This window comes from Ureibacillus xyleni, from assembly GCF_900217795.1.
Lineage (GTDB): Bacteria > Bacillota > Bacilli > Bacillales_A > Planococcaceae > Ureibacillus > Ureibacillus xyleni.
Map to the genome: position 1 here is coordinate 259,888 of NZ_OBMQ01000004.1, position 26,233 is coordinate 286,120.

Annotated in this window: 24 protein-coding genes and 1 riboswitch; of the genes, 16 read left to right on the forward strand and 8 right to left on the reverse strand. The window is 35.6% G+C overall.

Translation table 11 applies throughout. From position 1 onward, the window contains the following. Window positions 1-17 precede the first annotated feature (17 nt). On the reverse strand, window positions 18-962 hold the full coding sequence (locus CRO00_RS08415) for a DMT family transporter (RefSeq protein ID WP_097073237.1): 945 nt from the start codon (window positions 960-962) through the stop codon (window positions 18-20). Between the two features lie 124 nt (window positions 963-1,086). Between CRO00_RS08415 and CRO00_RS08420 the strand changes: the two genes are divergently transcribed. The 4 genes from CRO00_RS08420 to CRO00_RS08435 all read left to right on the forward strand — a co-directional run bounded on the left by CRO00_RS08420 (window position 1,087) and on the right by CRO00_RS08435 (window position 6,030). After that, complete coding sequence (locus tag CRO00_RS08420; protein WP_097073273.1) at window positions 1,087-1,965, forward strand: LysR family transcriptional regulator; 879 nt, start codon at window positions 1,087-1,089, stop codon at window positions 1,963-1,965. A 122-nt stretch (window positions 1,966-2,087) separates the two neighbouring features. Then, window positions 2,088-3,536 carry a MocR-like pyridoxine biosynthesis transcription factor PdxR gene (gene pdxR / locus CRO00_RS08425; RefSeq protein WP_097073238.1) on the forward strand — a complete coding sequence of 483 codons (1,449 nt, stop codon included), beginning with the start codon at window positions 2,088-2,090 and terminating at the stop codon, window positions 3,534-3,536. A 3-nt stretch (window positions 3,537-3,539) separates the two neighbouring features. Beyond that, window positions 3,540-4,451, forward strand: a complete 912-nt coding sequence (locus CRO00_RS08430) for a D-alanine--D-alanine ligase (protein WP_097073239.1) — start codon at window positions 3,540-3,542, stop codon at window positions 4,449-4,451. Window positions 4,452-4,836: 385 nt separating this feature from the next. Next, window positions 4,837-6,030: an S-layer homology domain-containing protein gene (locus CRO00_RS08435; protein ID WP_161946643.1), complete on the forward strand. Its 1,194-nt coding sequence runs from the start codon at window positions 4,837-4,839 to the stop codon at window positions 6,028-6,030. Between the two features lie 352 nt (window positions 6,031-6,382). Here CRO00_RS08435 and sspO read toward each other — a convergent pair whose 3' ends face one another. Continuing rightward, window positions 6,383-6,538 (reverse strand): small acid-soluble spore protein O, encoded by a 156-nt coding sequence (sspO, locus tag CRO00_RS08440; RefSeq protein WP_237658360.1) that lies wholly within the window; start codon window positions 6,536-6,538, stop codon window positions 6,383-6,385. 230 nt (window positions 6,539-6,768) lie between these two features. On the opposite strand from sspO, the gene CRO00_RS08445 reads away from it, so the two are divergent. The 6 genes from CRO00_RS08445 to CRO00_RS08475 all read left to right on the forward strand — a co-directional run bounded on the left by CRO00_RS08445 (window position 6,769) and on the right by CRO00_RS08475 (window position 11,833). Continuing rightward, window positions 6,769-7,053 carry a hypothetical protein gene (locus tag CRO00_RS08445; RefSeq protein WP_097073241.1) on the forward strand — a complete coding sequence of 95 codons (285 nt, stop codon included), beginning with the start codon at window positions 6,769-6,771 and terminating at the stop codon, window positions 7,051-7,053. Window positions 7,054-7,172: 119 nt separating this feature from the next. Next, window positions 7,173-7,841 carry a DNA alkylation repair protein gene (locus tag CRO00_RS08450; RefSeq protein WP_097073242.1) on the forward strand — a complete coding sequence of 223 codons (669 nt, stop codon included), beginning with the start codon at window positions 7,173-7,175 and terminating at the stop codon, window positions 7,839-7,841. A 416-nt stretch (window positions 7,842-8,257) separates the two neighbouring features. Continuing rightward, complete coding sequence (locus tag CRO00_RS08460; protein ID WP_097073244.1) at window positions 8,258-9,157, forward strand: NAD-dependent epimerase/dehydratase family protein; 900 nt, start codon at window positions 8,258-8,260, stop codon at window positions 9,155-9,157. Window positions 9,158-9,242: 85 nt separating this feature from the next. Then, window positions 9,243-10,142, forward strand: a complete 900-nt coding sequence (locus CRO00_RS08465) for an NAD(P)/FAD-dependent oxidoreductase (protein ID WP_097073245.1) — start codon at window positions 9,243-9,245, stop codon at window positions 10,140-10,142. Between the two features lie 438 nt (window positions 10,143-10,580). Continuing rightward, window positions 10,581-11,195: a hypothetical protein gene (locus CRO00_RS08470; protein ID WP_097073246.1), complete on the forward strand. Its 615-nt coding sequence runs from the start codon at window positions 10,581-10,583 to the stop codon at window positions 11,193-11,195. 344 nt (window positions 11,196-11,539) lie between these two features. Beyond that, window positions 11,540-11,833: a YciI family protein gene (locus tag CRO00_RS08475; protein WP_097073247.1), complete on the forward strand. Its 294-nt coding sequence runs from the start codon at window positions 11,540-11,542 to the stop codon at window positions 11,831-11,833. 87 nt (window positions 11,834-11,920) lie between these two features. Here the strand turns inward: CRO00_RS08475 and CRO00_RS08480 are convergent, their stop codons facing one another. Continuing rightward, window positions 11,921-13,123, reverse strand: a complete 1,203-nt coding sequence (locus CRO00_RS08480; RefSeq protein WP_097073248.1) for an MFS transporter — start codon at window positions 13,121-13,123, stop codon at window positions 11,921-11,923. Between the two features lie 132 nt (window positions 13,124-13,255). On the opposite strand from CRO00_RS08480, the gene CRO00_RS08485 reads away from it, so the two are divergent. Both CRO00_RS08485 and CRO00_RS08490 read left to right on the forward strand, forming a co-directional pair. After that, the gene (locus CRO00_RS08485) at window positions 13,256-14,158 is read left to right on the forward strand and encodes a LysR family transcriptional regulator (protein WP_097073249.1); all 903 of its coding nucleotides are present in this window, start codon (window positions 13,256-13,258) and stop codon (window positions 14,156-14,158) included. 105 nt (window positions 14,159-14,263) lie between these two features. After that, a riboswitch (purine riboswitch) is annotated at window positions 14,264-14,364 on the forward strand. Window positions 14,365-14,513: 149 nt separating this feature from the next. Continuing rightward, on the forward strand, window positions 14,514-15,809 hold the full coding sequence (locus tag CRO00_RS08490; RefSeq protein ID WP_097073250.1) for an NCS2 family permease: 1,296 nt from the start codon (window positions 14,514-14,516) through the stop codon (window positions 15,807-15,809). Between the two features lie 235 nt (window positions 15,810-16,044). Here the strand turns inward: CRO00_RS08490 and CRO00_RS08495 are convergent, their stop codons facing one another. Together CRO00_RS08495 and CRO00_RS08500 are read right to left on the reverse strand one after the other, a co-directional pair. Continuing rightward, window positions 16,045-16,464 carry a hypothetical protein gene (locus CRO00_RS08495; protein ID WP_097073251.1) on the reverse strand — a complete coding sequence of 140 codons (420 nt, stop codon included), beginning with the start codon at window positions 16,462-16,464 and terminating at the stop codon, window positions 16,045-16,047. A gap of 192 nt (window positions 16,465-16,656) precedes the next feature. Further along, window positions 16,657-18,546: an S-layer homology domain-containing protein gene (locus CRO00_RS08500; RefSeq protein ID WP_161946644.1), complete on the reverse strand. Its 1,890-nt coding sequence runs from the start codon at window positions 18,544-18,546 to the stop codon at window positions 16,657-16,659. 457 nt (window positions 18,547-19,003) lie between these two features. On the opposite strand from CRO00_RS08500, the gene CRO00_RS08505 reads away from it, so the two are divergent. Next, a complete protein-coding gene (locus CRO00_RS08505; protein ID WP_097073253.1) occupies window positions 19,004-19,930 on the forward strand; it encodes a hypothetical protein in 927 nt (308 codons plus the stop codon). A gap of 323 nt (window positions 19,931-20,253) precedes the next feature. Here the strand turns inward: CRO00_RS08505 and CRO00_RS08515 are convergent, their stop codons facing one another. Next, the gene (locus CRO00_RS08515) at window positions 20,254-20,679 is read right to left on the reverse strand and encodes a DUF3995 domain-containing protein (RefSeq protein WP_097073254.1); all 426 of its coding nucleotides are present in this window, start codon (window positions 20,677-20,679) and stop codon (window positions 20,254-20,256) included. Window positions 20,680-20,964: 285 nt separating this feature from the next. Between CRO00_RS08515 and CRO00_RS08520 the strand changes: the two genes are divergently transcribed. The 3 genes from CRO00_RS08520 (at window position 20,965) to CRO00_RS08530 (ending at window position 24,165) form a co-directional block, all read left to right on the forward strand. Continuing rightward, window positions 20,965-21,435, forward strand: coding sequence for a peptide-methionine (S)-S-oxide reductase (locus CRO00_RS08520; RefSeq protein ID WP_097073255.1), 471 nt, complete (start codon window positions 20,965-20,967; stop codon window positions 21,433-21,435). Between the two features lie 242 nt (window positions 21,436-21,677). Beyond that, window positions 21,678-23,135 (forward strand): serine hydrolase domain-containing protein, encoded by a 1,458-nt coding sequence (locus CRO00_RS08525; protein WP_097073256.1) that lies wholly within the window; start codon window positions 21,678-21,680, stop codon window positions 23,133-23,135. Between the two features lie 76 nt (window positions 23,136-23,211). After that, complete coding sequence (locus CRO00_RS08530) at window positions 23,212-24,165, forward strand: zinc-binding dehydrogenase (protein ID WP_097073257.1); 954 nt, start codon at window positions 23,212-23,214, stop codon at window positions 24,163-24,165. A gap of 162 nt (window positions 24,166-24,327) precedes the next feature. On the opposite strand, the gene CRO00_RS08535 is transcribed toward CRO00_RS08530, so the two are convergent. Both CRO00_RS08535 and CRO00_RS08540 read right to left on the reverse strand, forming a co-directional pair. Continuing rightward, entirely contained in the window at window positions 24,328-24,963 is a 636-nt protein-coding gene (locus CRO00_RS08535; RefSeq protein ID WP_237658361.1) for a cohesin, read from the reverse strand. Between the two features lie 82 nt (window positions 24,964-25,045). After that, window positions 25,046-25,789, reverse strand: a complete 744-nt coding sequence (locus CRO00_RS08540) for an SDR family NAD(P)-dependent oxidoreductase (RefSeq protein WP_097073258.1) — start codon at window positions 25,787-25,789, stop codon at window positions 25,046-25,048. Between the last annotated feature and the right edge of the window lie 444 nt (window positions 25,790-26,233).

The window sequence follows — 26,233 nt, forward strand, 5'->3', positions numbered from 1 at the left end:
GAATTCGTTTTTTCATCCTAATGTAAAACTTTCGACCCTTCAACCGATTGATTGAACTTTTTCCCCAAAAGTGGCTTCTTAAATTTAAACTGAGCTATTAATACACCTAGCATGATAAGAATTGCCCCGACGTATCCTTTTGCTGGAAGAATTTCTCCGATAAACAAAAACGCAAATAACGCTGCAAAAACGGGTTCAAGTGAAAAGATAAGGCCTGTGTGCGTTGGCGTAGTATGTTTTTGTGCGACCGCTTGCCCGATAAACCCAATTGCACTACATAAAACACTTAATGCCATAATTGAAACCCATGCTTCGGTTGTGCTTGGGAGATGGGGCTCTTCGAAAAGAAACGAAAATACGAGTCCCCAAACACCTGCAACGCCCAATTGTAAAATCCCAAGGGTAATCGAATCAACATTTTTTGTAAATTTATCTGTAAAAATAATTTGTGTTGCGTAGAAGATTGCACCTAAAATAATCAGGTAATCTCCAGAATTTATAGTTAAATGGTGATTTAATGTTAATAGAGCGATCCCTAATAACGCAATCCCAACGCCAAAAATAACTTTTTTCTCTGGCTTTATTTTGAAGAATAGCGCTAATAACATTGGGACAAATACAACGGAAAGACTAAATAAAAACCCTGCATTTGAGACACTCGTAAAGTTTAATCCGAATGTTACAGTCGACATCACTAAAAATAAGAGGGTACCTAATATAAAACCGTAAAAGAACGTTTTAAAATTCATTTGAATTAAACGCTTATAAAATAAAGCTCCGGCTAAAATAAAGGCGATGCCAAAACGTAGTGCTACCAAATTAAACCCTTCAAAAGAATCGAGACCCATCTTCATAAACAAATAAGATGACCCCCAAAACATCGTCACAATCAGCATCATGAAATTCGCTTTTAATTGAGTGTCTGACCCAATCGAATTTCTAGAAAAATTATTCCCATTCATTTACTTCATCACCCATTCTATACCAAGTTGAATAATTTTAAGTATAATTGTAAAGTTAGCATAAGAAAAATGAATGTTTTTGAATGTTAATATGAAAAAGTTTCATGCAAAAGGAGTGGTTGAATTGTCTCTTGTTAAGTTTGAGATATTTAGTACCGTCGTGGAGTTGGGAAGCATTACGAGAGCAGGTGAAAAACTTGGTTTAAGTCAATCTGCTGTGAGTCATGCCATTACAAGCCTTGAATCAGAATGGAACTTTTCTATACTCAATCGGGGACGCTCTGGTATCCAATTGACCAGTAATGGGGAACGCGTCTTAAAATACATACGTGAAATACTAAGGTGGAACGAAGAAATGGCACAAGAAATCGCGAATATCAATGGGCTGGAAATTGGTACTGTACGGATTGGAACGATTTCAAGTGTATCCATTCACTGGCTACCTGAAATTATGAAAATATTTAATGAAAATCATCCTTCGATTGAAATTAAACTGTTAGAAGGGGATTATGATGACATCGAACATTGGATCACAACGGGTTTAGTTGATTTTGGTTTTGTGTCTCTGCCGACGTCGAAACATCTGGAGGCAATCCCACTAAAAAAGGATAGAATGCTCTGTGTTCTCTCATGTGAACATCCGCTTGCCGACCAGAATGAAATACGTTTTGAAAGCATTCAAGATGAGCCTTTAATCAAGCCGAAAAAGGGGAGTGATAATGATCTAATCCGAATTTTAAAAGAAAATAAGGTGACCCCTAATATAAAATTTGAACTGTCAGATGACCAAGCCATGATTTCAATGGTTGAAAATGGGATGGGAATTAGTATACTTCCGGAAATGGTGTTACATCGTGTCCCATCGAACGTTAAAACGCTTAAGTTAGAGGGAGAAAATTTTCGTACAATTGGCATTGCTTCTACCTCTTTTAAAACTCTTGCCCCAGCTACGAAAAAATTTATTACATATCTGAAATCATGGCTAGGTGAGACGTCATCTTAAAACAATTTAGCTTAACGCATTAATGTTTCCACACCCTACCACAAGACCGTAAAAATACAGATTGGGTGGACCTTTTGAAATGCGTGCAGAAATGTAAAAATGTTACCAAGGGGATGAATGGAGTGTTTAACGATTTTCAAATTACGGAAGGCCGTCCTGTCTATATTCAATTGAAAGAATATTTAAAAAGAATGATCACTAACGGGCATTTACTTGAGCACCAAAAGCTTCCATCCACTCGTGAACTTAGTAGTTTATTGTCCATTAGCCGAAACACTGTTCTAACAGCTTATGCGGATTTGGAACAAGAAGGACTTATCTATGCGGTAAAGGGAAAGGGAAACTTTGTAAGTCGTGTTGAGACCTTTAAATCCCCAACCATCCAGTTCGATTGGACGAAAAAAGTCAACGAGCAAACACTACTGGCAGAAGAACTGGATCTGATGAAACATCGTGTGCGCTGGAACAAGGAAATGATTTCATTTACAAGTATCGCGCCCGATGAAAAACTTTTTGATGTAGAAAATTTTAAAAGAGCTTTTTTAAATCGGCTGTCCGTTGAAGGAGACATCGTTCTGAACTATGGCTATGCAAAAGGCTATAAACCACTGATTGACCACTTGCTTCACTACATGGAAATTAAAGGGGTAGACACTAGCAATAAAGATATTTTAATTACCAATGGATTTACGGAAGGTCTAGACATTATTTTATCCGCTTTCAATAAAAAAAGCGGCCGTGTACTTTGTGAAAATCCAACGAATGATTCTGCTCTCAAGCTCTTTCGATTACATGGCTTCGAAATAGATGGAATTGAAATGGAAGATGACGGTATCAATGTTCGTCAGCTCGAAACGTGCTTATCAAAAAATGAATATGATTTTGCATACTTCATTCCGTCTTATCATAATCCAACTGGAATCGTAACGTCCTCACAAAAAAGGAAAGAACTCATGGATTTGTTTTCTGCCTATCAGCTTCCAATTATAGAAAATGGATTTAATGAAGAATTACGTTACTCAGGGTCACATCTTGCATCATTAGCATCCTTCGCCGGACAAAGCAATCATGTGATTTATATTAGCAGCTTTTCTAAAGTTCTTTTTCCGGGCTTACGGATCGGCTGGATATTAGCAGACAAAGAGCTAATTTACTACCTAGAAAGTATGAAACGAGCTCGAACCATTCATACGTCTACATTAGATCAAGCTGTGTTATACCAATATTTGCATGATGGATACTTTGAGAAGTATTTAAAAAAAGCGAAATCGGTCTATAAGAAAAAGTATGAATTAACGGTTTATTATTGTAAGAAATTTATTCCGTTCAAACGAATCACTGGTGACGGTGGACTTCATCTATTTATAGAACTAGAAAACCATATTGATACTCGAGAGCTTTTAGAAAAATGTTCTCAAAGGGGCGTTGTTTTCTTACCAGGTAATGTGTTCCATACAGACAACAGTGGACACCATACGTTACGATTAGGATTTTCGAGGCTGACAGATAGTGAGATTATTCAGGGCATTCAAATCATCGGGGACACGATAAAAAAACATTATGGAGGCTAAAAAATGAGAGTTGGTGTCATTATGGGGGGAATTTCTTCCGAGAAACAAGTTTCAATCATGACAGGGAAAGAAATGATTGCCCATTTAGATAAAAATAAATATGAAATTGTACCAATCCACTTAGAGAACAAAGAAGACTTAGTGGAAAAAGTGGAAAATCTCGACATTGCGCTACTAGCACTGCATGGCAAATTCGGTGAGGATGGCACGATACAAGGCGCTCTTGAAACGATGGGCGTTCCATATACAGGGAGCGGTATTCTGTCCAGCAGCTTATGCATGGATAAAAATCTTTCCAAAAAAATCATCCGTTATGAAGGCGTGAAAACAGCGGATTGGATTCACCTTACGAAATTTGAAGAACTTCAAATGGACGATGTAGAAAAAATGGGGTTCCCGCTCGTTGTAAAACCAAATTCAGGCGGTTCGAGTGTAGGCGTAAAACTTGTTTATGACAAAGAAACATTATTGCCAGCTATTGAGGAAGTATTCAAATGGGATGATGAAGTGATCATCGAAAAGTTTATTTCGGGTGATGAAATTACTGTTAGCATTTTAGATGGTAAGCTGTTACCCGTGATTTCGATTCGCCATCAAAGTGAATTTTTTGATTATACGTCCAAATACGATGATGCAGCTACTATTGAAGAGGTGGTCCAACTCCCTCCTGAAATACAATCCCGTGTCTCATCCGCTGCAATGACTTGCTTCAAATCATTGAAATGCAGTGTTTACGCCCGAGTTGACATGATGATAAAAGATGATATCCCTTATGTAATGGAAGTAAATACCCTGCCTGGAATGACGAAAAATAGTTTGTTGCCAAAAAGTGCAAAGGGAGCAGGGATTCCTTATCATAAGCTACTCGATTTAATCATCGAACATTCATTAAAAGTAAGGAGAAAGGGTGTTTAGATCCCACAAACCCTCTGATAATTTACGAGAAACGGATTCTGATTTTAGGAATTCGTTTTTTGTTTTCGGGTCAAATAGCCCCCACCTTACTCTGTAAGATTAAGTACAAGTAAATGTACATTATGTCTTATTTAATAGAGTTTCATTTAAAATGTTACACATTAAATAAAAATTGCACATTACTAAATACAAATTTAGTGATGGGCTTTTTATTTTCATTAACTTCCTTCATGTATATTTAAGGGGAAGGTTAGTTTAAGAAAAACACATTTTTATATCTCTACTATAAAACACGAATTTGGGATTCAACATCGTTAGGTAGACGAAAGTTACCGTTATTGGTAAATTTATGTATATAGAATGCATTAGACAGGAGATAAAACATATGAAATTACAATGGAAAACCGCTGCAATTAGTACACTACTAATTTCTGCACTAGCAGCACCAACAACTACATTTGCTGATTATCAGATAATACAAGCACCTGTAAATATGATCGCAAGTGCACAATTTAAAGACGTAAAAACGGATCACTACGCTTATGAAGCCATTCAATGGGCGCAAAGTAAGGGAATTATAAGTGGATATGGTGACGGCAGATTTGGACCAAGTGATACAGTTACTGAAGCACAATTTGCAAAAATGATTAGTAACTATTTTAATATTAAAGATTCGTATGGAAATCTTAATAAAACAACTAATTCTGCTCATTGGTCTGATAGTTCTTATGATGCATTAGCACAATATGCTGTTCCTTTAAATGGATACTTTGATAATACGATTAGAAATCAACCAATCAAAAGAGGTTTAGTTGCTCAAGTATTGACTTATATAGCAGGTAATAGAACTGACTTGAAGGGTTCAATTGAGTTTTTATTAGATAATAATGTAACTTCTGGTCAAAATCCTCAATTTAAAGATAGTGATTTAAATGCGTTCTTTGGATCAACTAATAATTTAACAAGAAGTCAAGTTGTTGCTTTTTTATATAGAATGGAACTTGGTGGATTAAATAATGTTAATGAAACAATTGAAAAACCAAATGGTGCAAGTATTAATGATGTTGCTGCAAATGGTAAAAAACGAGTTGATAGTACTTTAAGTCAAGGAACTACTAAGAGTGGTTCTGGACTTACTCTAAATACAAATAATAATGGTGGAGGTACTATATATAATCCGCCATCTGAAACTAAGCTGACTGCGAATAAAGTAAGTGGTAGATTTATTGATAATATTAAAGAAGGACTAAGCTACTATACTCCATTAGAAGATGAATTCTCAATTACGAACTCAAATGGTCCTATTTTTATGTATAAAGATAATATGGATACAAAAATGGAAACCAAACCTGGTTCAAAAACATATTTTACTGAAATTATTAGTGTAGACAGAGAATATTATAAGAGTAATAAAAAATATATTGCTAGTTTAGTAGTAGACGCTGGTTATGAATTAACTGAAAATGAAATTATTCAAAACTTAGATAAAGTATATAACACAGGTGATATTATTACGTATAAGAAATATAAATTTATTCAGTACAGTATGGGACATATATATATAGAAAAGCTTTATTGATTAGATATTAATCTAGTGTACCAGTTACAAAAACAATTATTGCTAGTGTTTTTATTGTTTTGGTAGTAGAGGGATTCTTCTTATTAAAAGTTAAAGAGAAGTAATCGTAGTTAATAAGTATTCCACAAACGGGCGCGATTGTGAAATAAACAAGTGATTGAGGTAATATGTTGTACAAAAAGGATAGATGTAAGCAGGTATAACTCCTGTTCATCTATCCTTTCTTTTTTACCCTATATAATGTTTGACATTAGAATAAAACATTTTATTAAAGGGCTTCTTAATTATTTTTGACTTTGAATAAAATACTAAAGATAGGGGCTTAATAATTCAGGGCTTACTTCATTTTAGTTTATTGCCGCTTCTTCGTTTTCTTATTATTAGCTCTTTCTGCCGCTGTTAAAGGTTCATTTGCAAATTCATGATCAAACTCTCTTGATAAATTCTTCCTTACTGCTTGCTTATCACTAACGGTACCACTTACATTGCTCTTCCGGTTGTTACTCACTATCGACACCTCCATAATATTTAGTTTGCCATGTGGTGTCCTTAGTATGTATCTTTGAAAAAAGAAAATCCCCAATTCAAATCAATTTAACAAGGCACTCTCGTATTTTCATTATTAGGCTAGATTGTTGAACAACATTCTTTCTGAAAGTTCCCACAGAACGCTTTGGGAACCATATACTTACCATTAATGTCTATATTAGAAACGGAAGTATTACTGGAGGCGTCAATATGTGGTTAATCATAGGGCTTATTGCAATTGTAACAACTTTTATTAATCTTTATATGTATACAACAGGTAAAGATTACAAGTTTGCGATGGCAATGGGATTGTCATTCACAGCATTAACGCTTTGTGCAGAATATAGTCTTGTATCGAAGTGGGTAGATGCGAAAGATTGGGCAGCTTTACAGGATGTTGTACCTGGTATGGAGAGGGCATTATGGTTTTTGACTATTGTTTCGATCTTACTAAATATAACACCTCTACTTTTAGAACGAAAAGGGAAGAAATAGATACTTATTGTTGTGGCCATTTATTTAATATGCAATGAATGTGTAGTCTATATGTATAACTAGCGGGGTCGTTTCTTTAAAACGATAAATGTCGCAATATTATGAAGGAGTTAAATAAAATGAATGAGAATAAAGGTACAGAAGCAAAACGCTCACAAAAAGCAGAAAACATTCTAGCTCAGATCGATAGTAATACGAAACTAGGCGACTTACGAAAAATCGCAAAGGACATTAAAAAAAATCACGAACTAGCGATGGAACTTTGGTCAACGAAGGAGTATTTGCCTAGATTATTAGCAATTTTAATTATGGATAAAAAACTTCTATCACAAGATGTGCTCAATAAGCTTAATCAGGATATGCAGAATCATACTTTTGATGAGCGAAATAACTTAATGGATTGGTTAATGGCAAATCAGCTCACCAAAGACAAGAAGACAATTGCATTGATGGAGTCATGGGAAAATAGCCCTTCTGCACTTCAAAGGCGAGCTTTCTGGTATTATCAAGGGCGATTGAGATGGACAGGACAAACTCCGCCCGATAACACCGCAGACTTACTATCTACAATAGAAGCTACGATTACGCAGGAAGAACCAGAAGTTCAATGGGCGATGAATTTCACTGCTGGTTGGATAGGCGTTTATGATGAAAAATATCGTGCACGTTGTATTAAACTTGGTGAGAAAACGGGTCTTTACAAAGATCAAAAAGTAGCAAAAGGATGTACCCCCAACTATTTACCGGAGTTCATTACGATTGAAGTCAACAAACGACATAAACATTAGATAACTTTGAAAAAATTTTTTAAGGTGATTTAACTCACTAATTCAGAGTTTTGAGGGGGCATTTTAATCAAAAAAATAATAGAAAATGTTTGCATGCCGTGTAAAAGAGGATAACTTAATTTTTGTTGGCGAGGGTGAAAATTGGTCCTCTAAAGTAACCGTTATCCACATAAACGGACAGGAAACATATCAAATCCAAATGAACTACAAAAAATATGGCATACAGGATTTGGAAACTTTTAATTATCATGTAGCGTCGAAGATAATAACGGAATAATCGATTTTGTTGGGGATCATATTTCTTTAAATCAAGAGGGCATCTTTCAAAGCGATATACCGGTTTCAGCCCTTCAATTCGTGTAAAAGATGCGTTAGTAGTAAAAATAGATTGGAATGGAAAAAAGGGGAATCGATTCATGCAGGATATCCTAGTTTTAGGTGGGACTCAGTATTTTGGAAAACAATTAGTTGAGAGATTACTAGCAGATGGGAAAAATGTAAACATTGCGACACGGGGGCTTACGGCGGATTCATTTGGAGATCGGGTGAATCGCTTAAAGTTAGACCGAGAAGATGAGAAGACCGTTTTTGCAGCCTTCAAAGAGGGGCAATGGGATGTTGTGTATGATCAAACATGCTATTCGCCAAAGGAATTAAAGGCAACAACTGAAGCCTTAAAAGGGAAAGTGAAAAAGTATATCCTTACATCTTCTCAAGCCGTGTATGATTACGGAACAAACCACAAGGAAGAAGCTTTTGATCCAACTACATTTACCTTTTCTTTTAAAGGAAGAAAAGAATATCCAGGCTTCATTGGGTATCAAGAAGCAAAGCGAGCATCAGAAGCTGTACTCTTTAACGACCAGTCATTTGAAGCAGTTTCGGTGCGTTTTCCAATTGTCGTAGGGAAGGATGACTTTACGGAACGGGTAAAATTTCATGTAGAAAAGGTTATGAACGAAGAGGAGATTGGCGCTAAAAATTTTGATGTCCGATTGGGTTTTATTTCGTCGGACGAAGCAGCAGATTTTTTATATAAAATGGGAGAATCAAACTTTACCGGAGCGATCAACCCTGGAAGTCGAGGGGATCTTTCCTTAAGGGAACTGATTCAAAAAATTGAAAGCCATGTGAACAAAAGAGCTATTCTGACATCTGAAGTGACGAGTGAAAATGCCTCACCTTTTGCATTTGATGGTTCGTGGTCAGTAAATACTGAAAAAGCAGAGCAACTAGGATTTCATTTTACGGGATTACATGATTTATTAGACAAGCTAATTGAATTTTATTCTATTAACGGTGAAACTAAGTCGTAGAGCACTAGATTGTATAATTCAATATGAAAAAGGGTCATTTTATCAATAACGATAAAGTGATCCTTTTTAAATACGGAGGTAAAACATGAATGTCCTTGATTGTATCGTGATCGGTGGAGGTCCTGCTGGGTTAAGTGCGAGTTTAACTCTAGGAAGGGCTAGGAGAAACATTGCTTTATTTGACGATGGAACGAATCGGAATAGAGTGACACAAGCGTCAAATGGTTTTATTACTCGAGATGGAATAAAGCCACAAGCGTTTAAAGAAATCGCACGAAAAGAGTTGGAGAATTACCCGTCCGTATCATTTATTAATGCAACAGTTACCGAAATTATCAAGGAAAATGAGCAATTTACTGTCAAAACATCGACGAATCAGGAATTTGTTTCGGAAAAAATATTGCTTGCCACTGGGATTCAAGAAATATTTTCGATTCCAAGCATACGCAAATTTTATGGCAAAAGCCTATTTAGTTGTCCGTATTGTGATGGCTGGGAGCAACAAGAAAAGCAGTTAGTGGTGATTGCAGAAAAAGAAGAGCATGTCCTGCATTTGACAAAGTTAATTTATAATTGGTCGCAGGATTTGATTGTCTTAACGAATGGCGTTCAATTATCTATTGAAGGGCAAACAGAGTTACAAAAACACAATATCAAAATTATTGCGGAAAAGATAAAAGACTTAATAGGAAATGACGGTTACTTAGAAAGTATTGAGTTCGAAACAGGAGCATCCATTAATAGAACGGCTGGATTCGTTGCGCCATCATATTACCGACCAAATCATTTCGCTGAGAAGTTAGGCTGTGAAATGGATGAAGAAGGAAAAGTGATAACAGATCATGTTGGTCGAACAACCCAAAAAAATGTCTATATTGCAGGGGAAACCGAACGATCCAAACCATCCTCTTTAATGATTTCAGCTGCTAAAGGGAATAAAGCGGCTGTTTCAGTAATTACAGATCTAATCATGGAACGGTTTTGAGGACAATAAATAGGTAGCTAAAAAAGTAGGACCAGCACATATGTGTTGCTACACAATTCACACATCGTGAAGCTGTCGCTTGGTTGGAGTTAGCTTAGCCCGTTTAAATATTTGTTGAAAAAAAATAACTTCAAATTGCCTTAAATTAACAATTGTGTTATTTTAAAATTAACAACTGAAAATTTTCTTTAGTATTCTGCTAAAGATGGCGTTCAAATAAGTCACTTATTTGATAAATAAAATTCAATTTTATAGCCACCCGTAGATTTATACGATCTTCCTTTCAATAGGATTCGTATTTATCTTCGGGTGGCTTTTATTTTTTAGGAGGGTTAAGAAGAAAGGAAAACCGCGGTTATGCTGTTCAAAGCAGTAAGAAAGTAGTTGCAATGAAATAATCTGTTGTACAAAACAAAATGATAATTAAGGAGAATTTACATGAACAAACGTGTGAAATATGATGCTGAGTATATAAGTTACTTAGAAAGTGGCGAGTCAGCTGCCGTAATGATTACGAGAGATATTGTTAATTCAATAAATACAGCAAATAAATGGATAGATGTTTTAGCGTTACATACTTATAATACTCATGGAAAAAGGGCTTTTTACTACTTTATTGTGGAGATATTTGATAGAAAGATAAAACCAAGTTATCCAAAGCACACAAATATAGAAGAAAAAAAGTATATTACTTGGAAAACGGCGAATCAAGATATTGACGAACAACGCAACAAAGGCGTACATGGACCGAAATATTTAGTACTAAGTCAATTGAATAATAAAAATAAAGGAAAATATACCACTAAACAAGCGGTATGGAATAAAACTTTTAATCGATGGGTACCAGATGCTTGGTTTACTCCTTCTTGTGAATACAGAATGAAAAAAATTTACGAAAAACCGAAATGGGAATATTATGTACTCAATGTTAAAAAAGTTACGAATAAACAAGTCGATTTTATTAAAAAGCATGAAAGTGAAATTATCTATAAAATTAGTAAGAATAGAAAACCTAAATTGGAGTTTTTCCAACTCTATGAAAAACGTAGGTGACTTTAAAGATTATTTTATAATTAATGTCGAATTAAATTTACTGGTATTGCCTTAGGTTAAGTCTTAAGGGGGAAGTAATGTATCTCGGCCCTTGTTTTACACTCTGAACTAAATTCTGAAATTCTTAAGAATAGATATTATGTTAGGGTGTAAAGGTTAGTGGCGCTGTTTTAATTGAATAACTGAAGCAAAAGGAGAAAGATTGAGTCAAGAAGGAATAACAAAGGGAACATGTACAGCTTTCCAAGTGACAAATGAAAGTTAGAGGGAAATAAGATAAAAATTTCACTAGATCATCAGTGGCTTTGTTAAAATAATCTATATTGTGGAAGGAGATAGGATGAATGCAATACATCATTACAGCTTATGATGGTACTGATATGCATGCCATCGACAGAAGATTAATGGCAAGAGATGAACATTTAAAATCAGTTGAAAAAAGAAAGAAAGCTGGCGAGCATTTATATGGGGCAGCGATTCTTGATGAGGAAGGAAAAATGATCGGATCCATGATGGTCGTGGAATTTCCATCAAAAGAAGAGCTAGACAATTGGTTGAAGGTTGAACCTTATGTGGTGGGCAACGTGTGGCAAAAAATCGACATCCAACCTTGCAACGTCGCATCTATATTTAGGTGATAAATAGTTTTCTAATCAAAGTAAAGAAGGAAGTTAATCCCAAATAATGGACTTTAACTTCCTTCTACAACCTAAATGATTTTGGCATTAAATCTTAATTTTGAATGGATGTTTCGCTTGTGGACGATGATGGAACAGGTAATAGAGGGTAGTTGATAACAACGTAATGATCCCCGCTACCGCATACATCATGCTATAATTTACCATGGAAGCAATCAGTCCCATAAAATAAGAACCTAATCCATAGCCTAAGTCGAAAAACAGTAAGAATGTTGCTGTTGCGATACCTCGGCGATGAATTGGGGAAAGCTTTACTGTAAGTGCTTGAAAACATGAAAATAATGCCCCATAACCAATCCCCATGAGTAAACCAGAAATTAAAACCATCTTCCCAGAATGCGATTGACTTAACATTAATAAACCAATTCCAAACAATAAAATCGATGGGTAGTATAAATAATGTTCTTTATATTTATCAAATGCTTTCCCGACGATTGGACGAAACACAACAATCATCATGGCAAACACAACGAAAAATAGGCTTGCGATTTGAGTTTGATGAATTTCAGCAGTAAAAGAAGCTAAAAATCCAGATAAAGAGCTATATGAAAAGGCAAGTAAAAATGCAAGAATTGATATCGGCAAAGCTTTTCGTTCGATAAAATCACTAAAATGCATTTTCTTTTTTGGGACTGTAGTCTGATTTAATTCAGGGCCATTTTGCTTTTGCTGTGAAACTCGTAAAACAATTGCAAATAGGAGGGAAAGTGCTGAAATAATACAAGCAGCTACAAGTAAAACGGTGATGTTCTTGTCTTTCCATAGAAAAAGGCCGCATGCGGGTCCAATTACCATCGCAAGACTCATGAACATACTAAAATAACCGACGCCTTCACCTTGTCGCGAAATAGGAATAATCGACGAGGCAATCGTAGTTGTAGCAGTCGAGGCAAGCGCAAAGCCCATTCCGTGAATAAATCGAATAGCTAGAAAAACAACAATGCCCATTGCCCCGAAATAACAGAAGGAGGCAATTAGAAAGAGGCCTAACCCTACTAAAGCGATTTTCTTGCTACCAAAACGATCTACCCATATCCCGGAGAAAGGTCTAATCAATACAATTCCTAGAGAATAAATCGTAATGGCCAAGCCCATCTGTTGTTCGTTCCCATGTAAAATATCTTTTACATATAATGGAAAAGCGGTTGCTAAAATATAAAAGTTTAGTGACACAAAAAAGTTACTTAAACACACAAAAATAAAATCTTTCGTCCAAATTTTCTCTTTCATTTAATTCTTCTCTTCTTTCTTACATAAATCACGATTTAATTTTAACTTATTGATTATATAGTTAAATAACTTTTATGTATAATTATAATTATTAATAATCATATTAGTGTAGCTAATGTAAAGGGGATTATCATGAATTTCGAACAGTTGGAATATATAAAAGAAGTGATTGAAACGAAATCCATGTCGATTGCTGCCAAAAATCTACATGTTACACAATCGGCAATCAGCCAATCGATTTCACTATTAGAAAAGGAATTTGGCGTTCAACTATTTAAACGGTCAAGAAATGGAACGATTCCAACTGAAGAAGGGAAAAACATTATTGCAAAAGTCCTTGAAATATTAAAAAAAGCAGATGAATTAAAAGAAGAGGTGCAATCTTTAACTTCTTCCTATATCGGAGAATTAAAAATTGCCACAGTTCCAAGTATATTTATGACATATTTACCGAAAGCACTCGTTACATTTAAAAAGGATTTCCCACAAATAAAAGTATCGATTATGGAAATGGACAATAAAGATGTTATAGAAGAAGTGAATCAAAACAAAGTAGATTTGGGCTTAATTGCGTTATTTAATACGGTTAAACCCACATTTCCTGAACCTATTGCTTTTCACTCATTTCAAACGCAAGCAACATTTCAGGTAATCGTTCCAAAAGATTCTGTATTGGCTTTTAGTAAAGAGCTGCAGTTAATGGATATACGAGAGTACCCATTCGTGATATACGGGAAAAATTTTTATAACAATCTGGTTGAGGATTTTGAAAAACATTTTGGTCCATTAAATATCATTTTTAAATCGACGAACTCAGAGGTAATCAAAAAATCCGTATCAGAAGGCGTGGGGATTAGTATTGTCTCTAGTTTAATGTTAATGGACGATCCATATTTGGAAAGTGGGCGAATTATTTCGATACCTCTAACGGGGCATCCACTGAATTTTCACCTCTTATTCGGTGGAATCTACTCAAAAAACCGAAACCAAACCCGTCTCATTAAAAAATTCCTCGAATACTTTGAGAGACATTAGGATCTTCTCAACTTTTTGCCTTTTTCGAATATTTTTATTTCTTCAACTCAATGCTTATACTATTGACGACTTAAATTAATCTTGTTATTATTCTCCTATTGTTTTTAAAAAAGAATAGATATCCCTTGTATAAATTCAAGAATACGGCTTGAAAGTTTCTACCAGCTACCATAAATAGCTTGTCTACAAGGAATGGGAAATGATGATATTTTTTATTCCATTTTGTAGAAAAGCTTTGGCCAATTCGTGGTCAAAGTTTTTTTTATTATCCTGGAACAATAAATGAATTAGTTAAAAAGCTAACTTCGGAAATCTTCCCGCAAATTTTTTTATTTAGCAAAACGGAGATGACAACATGAAAGACTTTTTTAAATTTGCCGAACGGGGGACTTCCTATAAAACGGAAACACTCGCAGGAATTACGACCTTCTTATCAATCGCCTATATTTTAATCGTCAATCCAATTATCCTAAGTCAATCTGGTATGGACCATGGTGCTGTGTTTACTGCTACTGCACTTACCGCCATCATCGGCACACTTCTAATGGGCATACTTGCAAACTTTCCAATAGCGATTGCGCCTAGTATGGGATTAAACTCATTCTTCACGTTCTCAGTATGTATTGGCATGGGCATTGATTGGCAAGTTACTTTAACGGGTGTATTTGTTGCTGGAATCATCTTTATGATTTTAAGCTTATTTAAAATACGCGAAAAAATTATTAACATGATTCCAATCGACTTAAAATACGCCATCGCTGCTGGAATTGGTTTCTTCATTACATTTATCGGCTTAAAAAATGGTGGAATTGTCGTCGGTAATCCAGATACATTTGTTTCCATTGGTAATTTAACGTCACCGATGACCTTATTAGCCGTTCTGGGGATTATCATTACAACGATTTTATTAGTAAAAGGGATTAACGGTGGGATTTTCTACTCAATGGTTATTACAACGATTGTTGGGATGATCTTTGGATTAATTGACGTACCTTCTTCAGTTGTTGGTAGCATTCCAAGCATTGAACCGACATTTGGTGTTGTATTTGGTCATTTAGATGAAATGTTCACACCAGAAATGTTGACTGTTATTTTCACATTTTTAATCGTGGCCTTCTTTGATACAGCGGGTGCGTTAATTGGTTTAACGAGTCAAGCGGGTATGATGAAAGATAATAAAATTCCGAATATCGGGAAAGGCTTACTTGCCGATTCAGCTGCGGGGGTAATTGGAGCTGTATTAGGGACATCAACACCTGCGACAAGTGTCGAATCTTCAGCTGGGATTGCGGTGGGTGGTAAAACCGGCTTTACATCTGTTGTCATTGCCGCATGTTTTATCGTAGCTTTATTCTTCTCACCACTTGTGAGTGTCATTTCAGTCGAAGTAACATCAGCGGCTTTAATCATTGTCGGTGCATTAATGGCCATGGAAATCCGTCGAATCAACTGGACAAAGTTAGAAATTGTTATTCCTGCATTTTTAACAATTATTATGATGCCACTAACTTCTAGTGTCGTAATCGGGATCGGATTAGGCTTTGTGCTATATCCAATGTGCTTAGTCGCACAAAAGCGTACGAAAGAAGTTCATCCAATGATGTATGTCCTTTGTGTACTATTCCTTTTATACTTTGCGTTTATCGTGTAGGGAAGAGGACTAGGAGAATATGATAGTTGAATAGGATGAAAACAAAAAAGGGGGCGTCTGAAGATCATTTGAGACGCCCCCTTTGCGACGAGGATGGTGACATTTTGATGTGACCACCGCAGGAGCAAAGGTTTTAATGGATAATTATTATAGAAAAGCAGGCTGCCCAGAAAGTTTTGACTTTTTGAACAGCCACTTTTTATATTTCGGCCACTAGCGTAGTTAACGGCTAGTTTTATTTATACAATTCGTTATATAAAACATATTTTAAAGCTGAAATTTCCTCTTCAGATAGTTTACCTTCAATTTCGGCTAATACTTCATCCTTATTAAGTGAACCGTTTTGAGCTTGTTTTTGAATTTCAAGTAAACGATTTACGCCCACTTTTTTGATTAACACACGTGTCGCTTCTTCCTTCGTTTGGAAGGGAAGCGTTTCCGGATTTGTATTTGCTGCCTCGCTTACAATTTCCTGAACTTTCGGATCGTTCTCGATATAGGTTTTTACTTCTTCTAGATTTTCTTCATCTATAGTAGATTCCACTTTTTCGATTATTTTCTCGGAAGCGATATTTGTACCAAAATGCCACACAGCATAGCCAGCTGCTCCAAGTAAAACAACAAACATTGCGATAATTGTTAAAAACTTTTTCATCAACTCACTCCTAACACTTTTGAATATAGCATAACTTCTTAAAAACCACGAAGAAAAGATGTGTTCTATAATTGGTTTGATTACTTGAGCAAGTTTTCAGCCTAATATATATTAGATTGTTTGTGAGGATTAACTCACTACTCAAAACTAAAACCGCGCATCGAAAAAAATGCACGGTTCTTCTATCGCTTCTTATTGAACAATTCGATACATAAATGTAGCGTAATGCATGCGGCTTACTTGCTCGTTCGGGTTAAAACGTCCTTGTGCGCCGGTTGTAATTCCATTTGACGATAAAATATTGATATAGTCTTTTGCCCAGTGATTGTCAGTATCTGTAAAAGTCATTAAATTTAGTGGTTGAAGCTCTAATTTATAAGCATTCACTAAAATTTTCGCTAATTGTGCTCTTGTTAGCGAATTTTTTGGATTGAACATGCCATTTACGCCATCGATAATACCCGCCTGATACAGTGCCATAATTTCTGTGTAATATGGATGCGATTCGGGTACATCCACAAACGCTATTTTTTCACGAATCGGCTTTAGTGCAACCCCACTGCGATAAATGAGTGATGCTACATGCTGACGTGAAATGGAGGCAGTTGGATTAAATGTTTTGTCTGGGTAGCCATTAATGATGCCCATTTCTTTCATAAACTGAATTTCTTTAAAATATCGATGACTAACCGGTACATCGCTAAACGAAGCTTCTTTCGCAAGGACAGTTAATTTTTTAGTTTCCTCGTAAGAATAGCCGTAATGATCTTTTACCGAATACGTCACAGCATAATCGCCAGCATCCTTCACTGGTCGATCTGTTTTCATTTGAACGCCATCGATTTGTAATCCCATGACATTATAAGCTTTTATGTTTGTAGGCATAGTCAACGCTTCACCTTCAAAAAGATACAGGTCCTGTAAGCCTTCTATTCGAGGGCTATTGTAAGGGGCTACCGTAATTTGACGATACACAGTAAGGGGCTCATAACCACCTTGATCAAACGTATATATCACCGAATAACGACCGGCTACATCAGTTTCGACGGAGCTTTCAACTGAAAGATTTGCCGTTACATCTTGGTTTGAACTGTCCATCACTTTGACACCTGCTAGCGGATCAAACGTGCTGTTGAGTAGTAAAAATTCATCCTCAGTTCCTGTAATTGTAACGCTTTCCTTTGCCACAACTGTAATTTTAGCAGTTTGATTTATTGTATTGCCCGCTTTATCGCTCACCCTATACGTTATAGAATAGTCGCCGGCTTTTGAAGTATCCACATAACCAATATATTTGACGGCATTCGACACGTCACCTTCAAAGTTGTCCGTTGCTTGAATACCTTCTAAAGCATAAAAAGCATCGCCTGCAAAAATAGTACGATTTTGTACATTGTATAACTTCGGTGATTCTATATCTTTTATTGTTACATCTTGGCTAAAGGTTGAAAGGTTGCCTGTAAAATCTTTTGCTTCATAATTCACAGTGAATGTGCCAACTGTTTTTTCAGGGATATTGTGTGTAACTTTCACAGATTTTTCAACATCCGTATCGACATCATCGTAAATAACTAGATTTTTTGTGAAGTCAAAAGGGCCTGTTACGTTTAATGTTAACGAACCCTTTTGCTCAAAAGTTGGTCCCACTGTATCGTTACCGTCAAAAATTTTAAACGTAATAGGGGATTCCCAATTGTTTATGACGATACCACCATCTTCTAAATGCATGTAATTACCATGCACATCACGCGCACCTACAAAAGAAACATACCATTGTTCGTTAAAAGCGCTCGTAGGCACTGTATATGAACCAACGTATTTTTCCGTTGCAGCATCAAACTTTAATTGGACACTTGTTCCTAAAATCGAACGATGTATTGGATTCACTTTTAAATAAACATAATCTAAATCAGATTCATCTTCTATGCCAACAGAAAACGTTATTTTTTCTCCTGGTGCTAAACTCGTTTTATCGCTTTCAATTGAAACAAGTGCAGGAATTGTACTGTCTGCTACACTTGCCTGCACATTGCCTGTACTGATTGGGAGAAGGAAAATCATCACTGCAGTAGTAACTTTCATCAAGTATCTCATTAAACATATCCTTTCAAACTATTATTCTGAGATAATTATATCAATTTAATTATAAAAATATCAGATAAATGAAAGGTTATTTTGTTAATCCTATGATAAATAGGCTATAAATGCTATATCCGCTTGATACTTACTTTTTATTCGGAGTAAACTATTTGATAATGTTATTTATTGTAAATTTGATTTGTACATTTCTAATCATGGGGGAATTTTGCTCATAGCATTATGGAGCGATTGTTGGAGTTAATATGATTATTTACGAACAACTGACTCCAATTTTGGAATTCGCAACGATTCTGTGCCTAAGCAAAATATTATGTTACATAAAAATTTAGGTTCTAAAAATAATGTGAATTTTTTGGGAATATATTGAAATATACAATTAGAATTCGATATAAAGTTTAATGATTTTATCATTCTAAAAGATTATGAAAGGATGAAGGAGATGATTCACGCATTAGGTCAAGTAGCGTTAGATAACTCAATAACAAATGTAATTTCGACGAATAAACGAAAAGAAGCAAATTTTGATGATGTATTGGCACGTACCAATGTAGAAATAAATACTACGAATTTTGCATCAAGTGATATTTATGGAGAACTCTCAAAAAATTATAACGTTCGAAATGCGACATTTGATGAGATTGTTCAAATCGCAAACGCCTTATATGAAGCAGGTGAGATATCTGGAAAAGAAGTGGCTTTAATGACGTTCGATTTTGACCGAGCAAAGCGTGATTTAATCCATAATGCAGGGCATATCATTCGAGAAAACGGAATTCAAATATCATCAGATTTTAGTTTATATGAAACAAGCGCAAATGAATTGGGTCAAAGAGATTGGATAGCTGAATTTGAAGCGAGGGCGTCAAAATCTTTTAAATATGGTGATTTAATTAGTTATCAAAACAATAATAAGATTGTGAGTATTCTACAAAAGTTACAGCCAAACGAATCAACATTTGATGAGGCTTATCTAACTTCAATACCTGTGGAAGAAGCTCAGAAACTGGCAGAGCAACAAGCAAATGGAAAGGTTAAAAAGTCCCTATTCCCAGAGGATGCACCACAAGCTGTTCACGATTATTATAATTCACTAACTTTAAAAGAAAAGGGAAGTTTATTTATAAAAGTGGCGACGGAAAAAATTAAAGCAAATGCTTACCTAAATCAACAAGGACAATGGTGTATTGTTCGCCCAGACGAGCCCAATTATGTAGATATTTTCACTGTACCTGGCTTTACTTATACTAAATTGGCAGATGCAATGCTTCATGATTTAGAGTTCCAAAAAAAATTTATAGATGGGGCAAAATATAAAGAAGAACTTGAAATGCTCGAGAAATTTAAACAAGCAGTTAATGGATACTAAATTAATGAGGTTGGTAAAGGGATTTTCTACTGAAATAAAAGATTACTTTACTGTATATTCGGAAGTTTTGTGCTTGCATTATTAAATAGCCCCATACTTAGTTTCGCCAAACTGGGAATGTTTCTAGGCAGATATGGAGGAACAGTAGGAGTGGTGTTAGTTAGTTGGGTTTCTACTTTTAATCGTATTTTCTATTATATTAATAATTAATAATTTGAATTTAAAAGAAAAGTAACAGTACAAATTAGCAATCGGGCACTATCCTGCAACAGTGGATAATTGCCCTTTTTCACTATTAATGTTGAATGTAGATTGTTGAAATTTCATTGTAATGATGCTAGCAAAAAAATAAGACTAATCCATACACAAAGCGGTGAATAGAAGGCGGTATCTTGTTTTGCAAATCTCGTATGTTTGATTTTTTTGAAAAACCCTACATATTTTCCTTCACCAATAGCACGTAACAAGAAAACTATTCCTCCAGCGATACAAAGCCATTTTGATAGAGGGGAGGATTTGAGGACCACCATTAAATCTATTTGAACTAATAGAAGCACCGATGCAAAAAAGCAAAGTAATCCAATAAAAAGTGTACCTACCATACTAGGTCGTAACACTGGTAAATTACTATCATCTTTAGTTGGAAGAGCACTATTTACTCCCCATCTTCCACCAAATGCCCAAAAAACGTGTAACATACCAATAATAATAAAGAGTAGAGACGTTAATCCTATTAAAATCTTTATCAATATACCACCTAGTCTTCCACATTAATCACTTCATTAATATAGTTATTTATCAATCATTTTAACTCGAAGCCGTGATAACGATGGCTTGGGTTGAATAAAAATATCTAACAATCGGCCGCTTTCTTCATGTAAAAGGCCATATAAGAATATTTAAATATTTGTGAAGAAATATCCTCTAAATATACTAATAAAATGTTAATATTCAATATAAATGTAAGAGATATAAAGCAGAGTAAAGGCGTGCAGGGATTATCCTGTGTTCAGGGACATAAGGGGGAGAAACAGATGGAAACAATTTATTTTGCAGGTGGATGTTTATGGGGAGTACAAGCTTTTATAAAAACCTTACCTGGCGTTAAGTTTACTGAAGCGGGAAGAGCAAATGGTACAAGTAATATACTCGAGGGTATTTATGATGGTTACGCCGAATGTGTGAAAACAGCATTTGATCCAACAGAGGTAACAATTAGCGAATTAATGGAGTATTTTTTTGAAATAATCGATCCATATAGTTTGAATAAACAAGGACAAGATGTTGGTGAAAAATACAGAACAGGTGTATATAGTGAAAAGCAAGAACATTTAACTGAAGCGAAGGCATTTCTTAGTGAGAGAGATGATTATGACCGTATTGTTGTTGAAGTATTACCTCTTACAAACTATGTGAGAAGTGCAGAAGAACATCAAGATCGATTAGCTAAATGTCCAAACGATTATTGTCATATTCCAGATGAACTATTAAATAAATATAAATAATGTCAAACAAACTACCACTGGGGGATAAACATTTTGAAGAACCAGTAGCATCCGAGAGTTTAAATATATTAGAGTTTACTGGAAAAAAATAACAAAGAATAAACTGGCGCATTCAGAATTAGATTGCGCTTTATGATTTGTCATCGTAACACTGAAATTTGTGTACTAATCAAAAATCAAGGCTAAACTAATGAAAAAGTAAAGGAGGAAGTAAGCAAAATCTTTAGAATGGAGTGCTCGTTATGTTCAAAAAGATAAATTTTATTCTTCTACTACTGATTATACCTTTCGTTCCTTTATCTAGCCAAGCCGCTAAAAACTTCAATACTGATGATGTGGATGAGTATGTTACGAATTATATTGAAAGGAACGGATTGCCGGGTGCAGCAATTGTCATTGTAAAGGATGGAAAAGTATTATATGAAAAAGGATACGGTCATGATTCTAACGGAAAACCAATAACAGCAAAGTCAAAGATTGGTATCGCGTCTGGTACGAAGCCCTTTACTGCCTTTGCTGTTTTACAGTTGGTGGATGAAGGAAAGATTCAACTGGACGAACCCGTTGTAAATTACCTTCCAGAACTCACGCTTGATGATGGAAGATGGAAACAGGTAACAGTGCGTCAACTATTGAGTCACACTTCTGGACTACCAAACCCTACCATTGTAGCCCCAGCAAATACATTAAAAGAAGGTGTAGACCGTTTTTATGATTGGAAACTACAATCAAATCCCGGAGAAAAGTATTTTTACAGTAATGCAAACTACTGGACTTTAGCATTTTTAGTGGAACAAATTAGTGGGAAAGAGTTTAATGAATATCTTACACAAAATATATTTTTACCCCTCGGAATGACGGACTCCATTTCAGCAGTGAATTCAGGGGAGATGGAAAAGTTAGGGTTACCTCGAGGATATGTCACGTTATATGGTACAGCAATGCCATGGCACGAACTTGAAAAAATGTTCAGTGGTTCAGGGAGTATCTTTACAACAGCTAGTGATATGGGGAAATGGCTATCACTGCACACAAACGAGGGGAAAAATAACAAGGGGGTACCATTATTATCACGAGCGCTTTTGAAAGAGTCTTATTCACCACAACCTGCAAGCGAGAAGTATGGCCTTGGCTGGTCGATTAAATCTTCCAATAGTGAAGTAACACGCATATCTCATAGTGGCTCCATTTCTACTTTCCAATCACAACAAGATATCATACCACCTAGTGATTATGCTGTTGCCGTTTTACTCAATAGCTTCACTCCCACATTTGAACATGCATATGAAATTAGTTCAGGTATTATCCAATTAACTGAGGGACAAACCCCTGAGTTGAAAGCATCCACACCGAAAATAATTGATTTATCTCTTGGTGTTATTACATTCATTTACTTGATCTTAGGAATAAGAGGAATTGTAAGAAGTAAAAAATGGACAGAGAAAAGAGAGAAATTTCCGGCGTGGAGATTTTATCTTCGTTTAATCCCACAATTAATACCGGTAGTGGGAATCGGTTGGTTATTATTTATTGTTCCTAGTCTAAAAGATAACAGTTCGACAATGCTGGATGCGTTTGGGCTTTTCCCTGCAGCAATGATTTTTTTAGTAGTGACATTCATAATTGGCTTGGTTCTTACCGGATTGAGAGTTTATTATCGAATTACAGATAAAACGAAGGGCGAGATTATGAAATTGTAAAATATTAGTAAACTAAACCATAAAGTTGTGTATTTTGGGTATAATGTAGAGGTAAAACAATTTGGAGGCGATCATTATGAAAGGTTGGCTATTTTCAGGTACAAACAAACCATTAGAATTGATTGAAAAAGAAGATCCAAAAGCAATCCCAGGTCAAATTGTGATAGAAGTGAAAGCTGCTGGTCTATGCCATTCGGACGTTGCCGCATTACAAGATCCAGGTTGGATGCCACTTTTCCCAAATGGTCCAGTTATTATGGGGCATGAGTTTGCGGGCGTTGTCATTGAAGTAGGTGAAGGAGTTGAGGATTTTAAAGTGGGAGATCGTGTTGGGGCTAACCCTATGGATCGAGAAACGAAAATCACTGCTGGATACACTTATGACGGTGGTTATGCAGAAAAGGTGCGTGTTCCAGCGAAGCAATGTGTAAAAATTCCTGAAGGCGTTTCCTTTATAGAAGGAGCAGCTTCAACAGATGCAGGAATCACAGCTTATCGTGCACTATTTAGCATTGGACAAGCAAAAGAAGGTACAAAGTTAGGTATTATCGGAATTGGTGGCCTTGGTCAATTTGCTTTACAAATGGCATTGATTAAAGGATGCGAAGTGTATGCAACAGATGTTTCTCCAGAAGCTCGTCAACTTGCGGAAGAACTTGGGGCTAAAAAAGTGTACGACACAATTCTTGATATGAAAGAAGCGGAATGTGACGTTATTGTGGACTTTGCAGGTTTTGGACAAACAACTTCTGATGCACTAGAAGCGATCAAACCTCAAGGAACGGTTGTAATTGTTGGGATGGGTAAATTAGAATCCACTATTAATACGTATTTAATGATTACGAAAGAAATTAAGCTTTTAGGAAGTAATGGTGGGTCTGTAGAAGACTTACAAGGTGTTTATGATTGCTTCGCTACTGGAAAAATGAATCCAACTCTTGTGACAATCCCATTTGAAGAAATCGACAAAGGCTTAGAAAAACTTAAAAATCATGAAGTAAAAGGCCGCTTAGTAGCTGTATTTGAATAAATGAGAAAAGGGGGCGTCTGAAGTCATTTTGGTAGTGCCCCCTTTGCGATGAGGATGGTAGCATTTTGATGTGAGCGCCACAAGAGTAAAGGTTTTTAATGGATAATTATTATAAAAAGTAGGCTGTCCAGAAAGTTATGACTTGCTGGACAGCCTCTTCTATCATTTCTTAGGTTTTTGATTACCTAAATTTGCTCCATTATCATGCTTAAATGTTTGGCCTTTAGATGGGGCAAATTCTTTTGCAATCTCTTCTTGGCTCTTCAATTTCCCTGAAGTAGATTGTTTTGAGCCCTTGTTTGCTTGACTTTTAGCAGGAAGGAATTCTTTGGCAATCTCTTCATAACTTTTCGGTTGTGATTTCATTGGAGCAAAAGCATTCGACATTCTATTTTCACTATTAGTTGGAAGGAATTCTTTGGCAATCTCTTCATGACTTTTCGGTTGTGATTTCATTGGAGCAAAAGCATTCGACATTCTATTTTCACTATTAGTTGGAAGGAATTCTTTGGCAATCTCTTCTTGGCTCTTTGGTTGAGATTTCAACGATGCAAACGCATTGGACATTCTACTTGTTTGACCGTCTATAGGTAGGAACTCTTTCGCTATTTCTTCTGGGCTTTTCGGTTGTGATTTCCCTGAAGCAGATTGATTTAAGCTCTTGTTTGCTTGCCCGTTTGTGGGAAGGAACTCTTTTGCAATCTCCTCAAAATTTTTTAACAATGAACCTACAGTGTCTCCTAGTTTCGACTGACCTTGACCACTTTTTTTATTTTTCCTATGATCAAATATTGACATGTCATCATCTCCTCGTTACTTAATATGAGAAATGATGACCGAAATTATGTCAATAAAGATGTATTTGGAGCTTTAGATGATTTTAATTAGTGAGTGGGAAATTTGTCCGATTAACTGCATAAACAGTACCGTTACAAAAACTTGCAGCGTCAGAGGAAAGGAATATTACCATATCAGCAATTTCTTCTGGTTTAACAGCACGTGGCATTGGAAAGAAGCTTTTTTTAACATCTAGTTGAGTCAAGGATACTTCAGTTAAAACGGGCTCTATTGCGTTTACACGAATGCCATCTTGAGCATAGTCAAATGCTGCAGCTTTTGTTAACCCAATAACTGCGTGGTTTGCAGTAACGTAAGGCGCTATAAAAGGATCAGCCATTAAACCTGTTAAAGAAGCAGTATTGACGATTGTACCACCACCATTTGCAACCATATATTGAAGTTCGTGTTTTACAGTAAGGAATATACTTTTTATGTTCACTTCCATTACTTTATTAAACTCAACTTCTTCGATATCTGCGAATTTTGTTGGTATATTTAAAATACTAGTTGCATGATTAAATGCGTGATGTAATCCGCCAAATTTTTTTACAGTTTGTTCAACAAGTGATTTTACTTCTTTCCCATTTGTCAAATCGGTTTTAAAGAATACTGCTTCTCCACCAGTTTTTTCAATGAGTTCAATGGTTTCATTTGCACGCTCATCTACATCCCCAATCGCAACTTTCGCACCATGCCGAGCAAATGCAAGGGCTGTTGCACGACCAATTCCAGTTGAAGCTCCAGTTATTAATACAACTCGATTTGCAAACAATCTTCTTGTCATTTAATTACCTCCTAAAACACCAAATAAAGGTGACATGTTTTTAGCATTGACCTTAGCTATAAAAATCATTCAAATTTTTCCAAATAAGCAAGCTAGGAAACAAACATTGTACTTAAAATAAGAAGGACTTTTTGAACCAAAAAGTGGGGGGAATTGACAATAGTGTAATAAAGTTTATTAGAGACTATAATAGTAATATATCAAGCTAAATCATATTTCGGGGATTTTAATGAGTGTTGAATATGGGTGAAATAGACTAATATTTCGTTATGGACAACATGCTTGATGACAATAATGATAAGCATAGATTTATCTCCTGAACCTTAAATAGAAAGGATTGGGACAACAGAGAAGCCACTGAAAAACTAAATACCGATAAAAATTTATAGTAATTATTTGCTTCTAAATAGAAGGTGGGATTCACTTCGCTTTCCACGGGCTTGG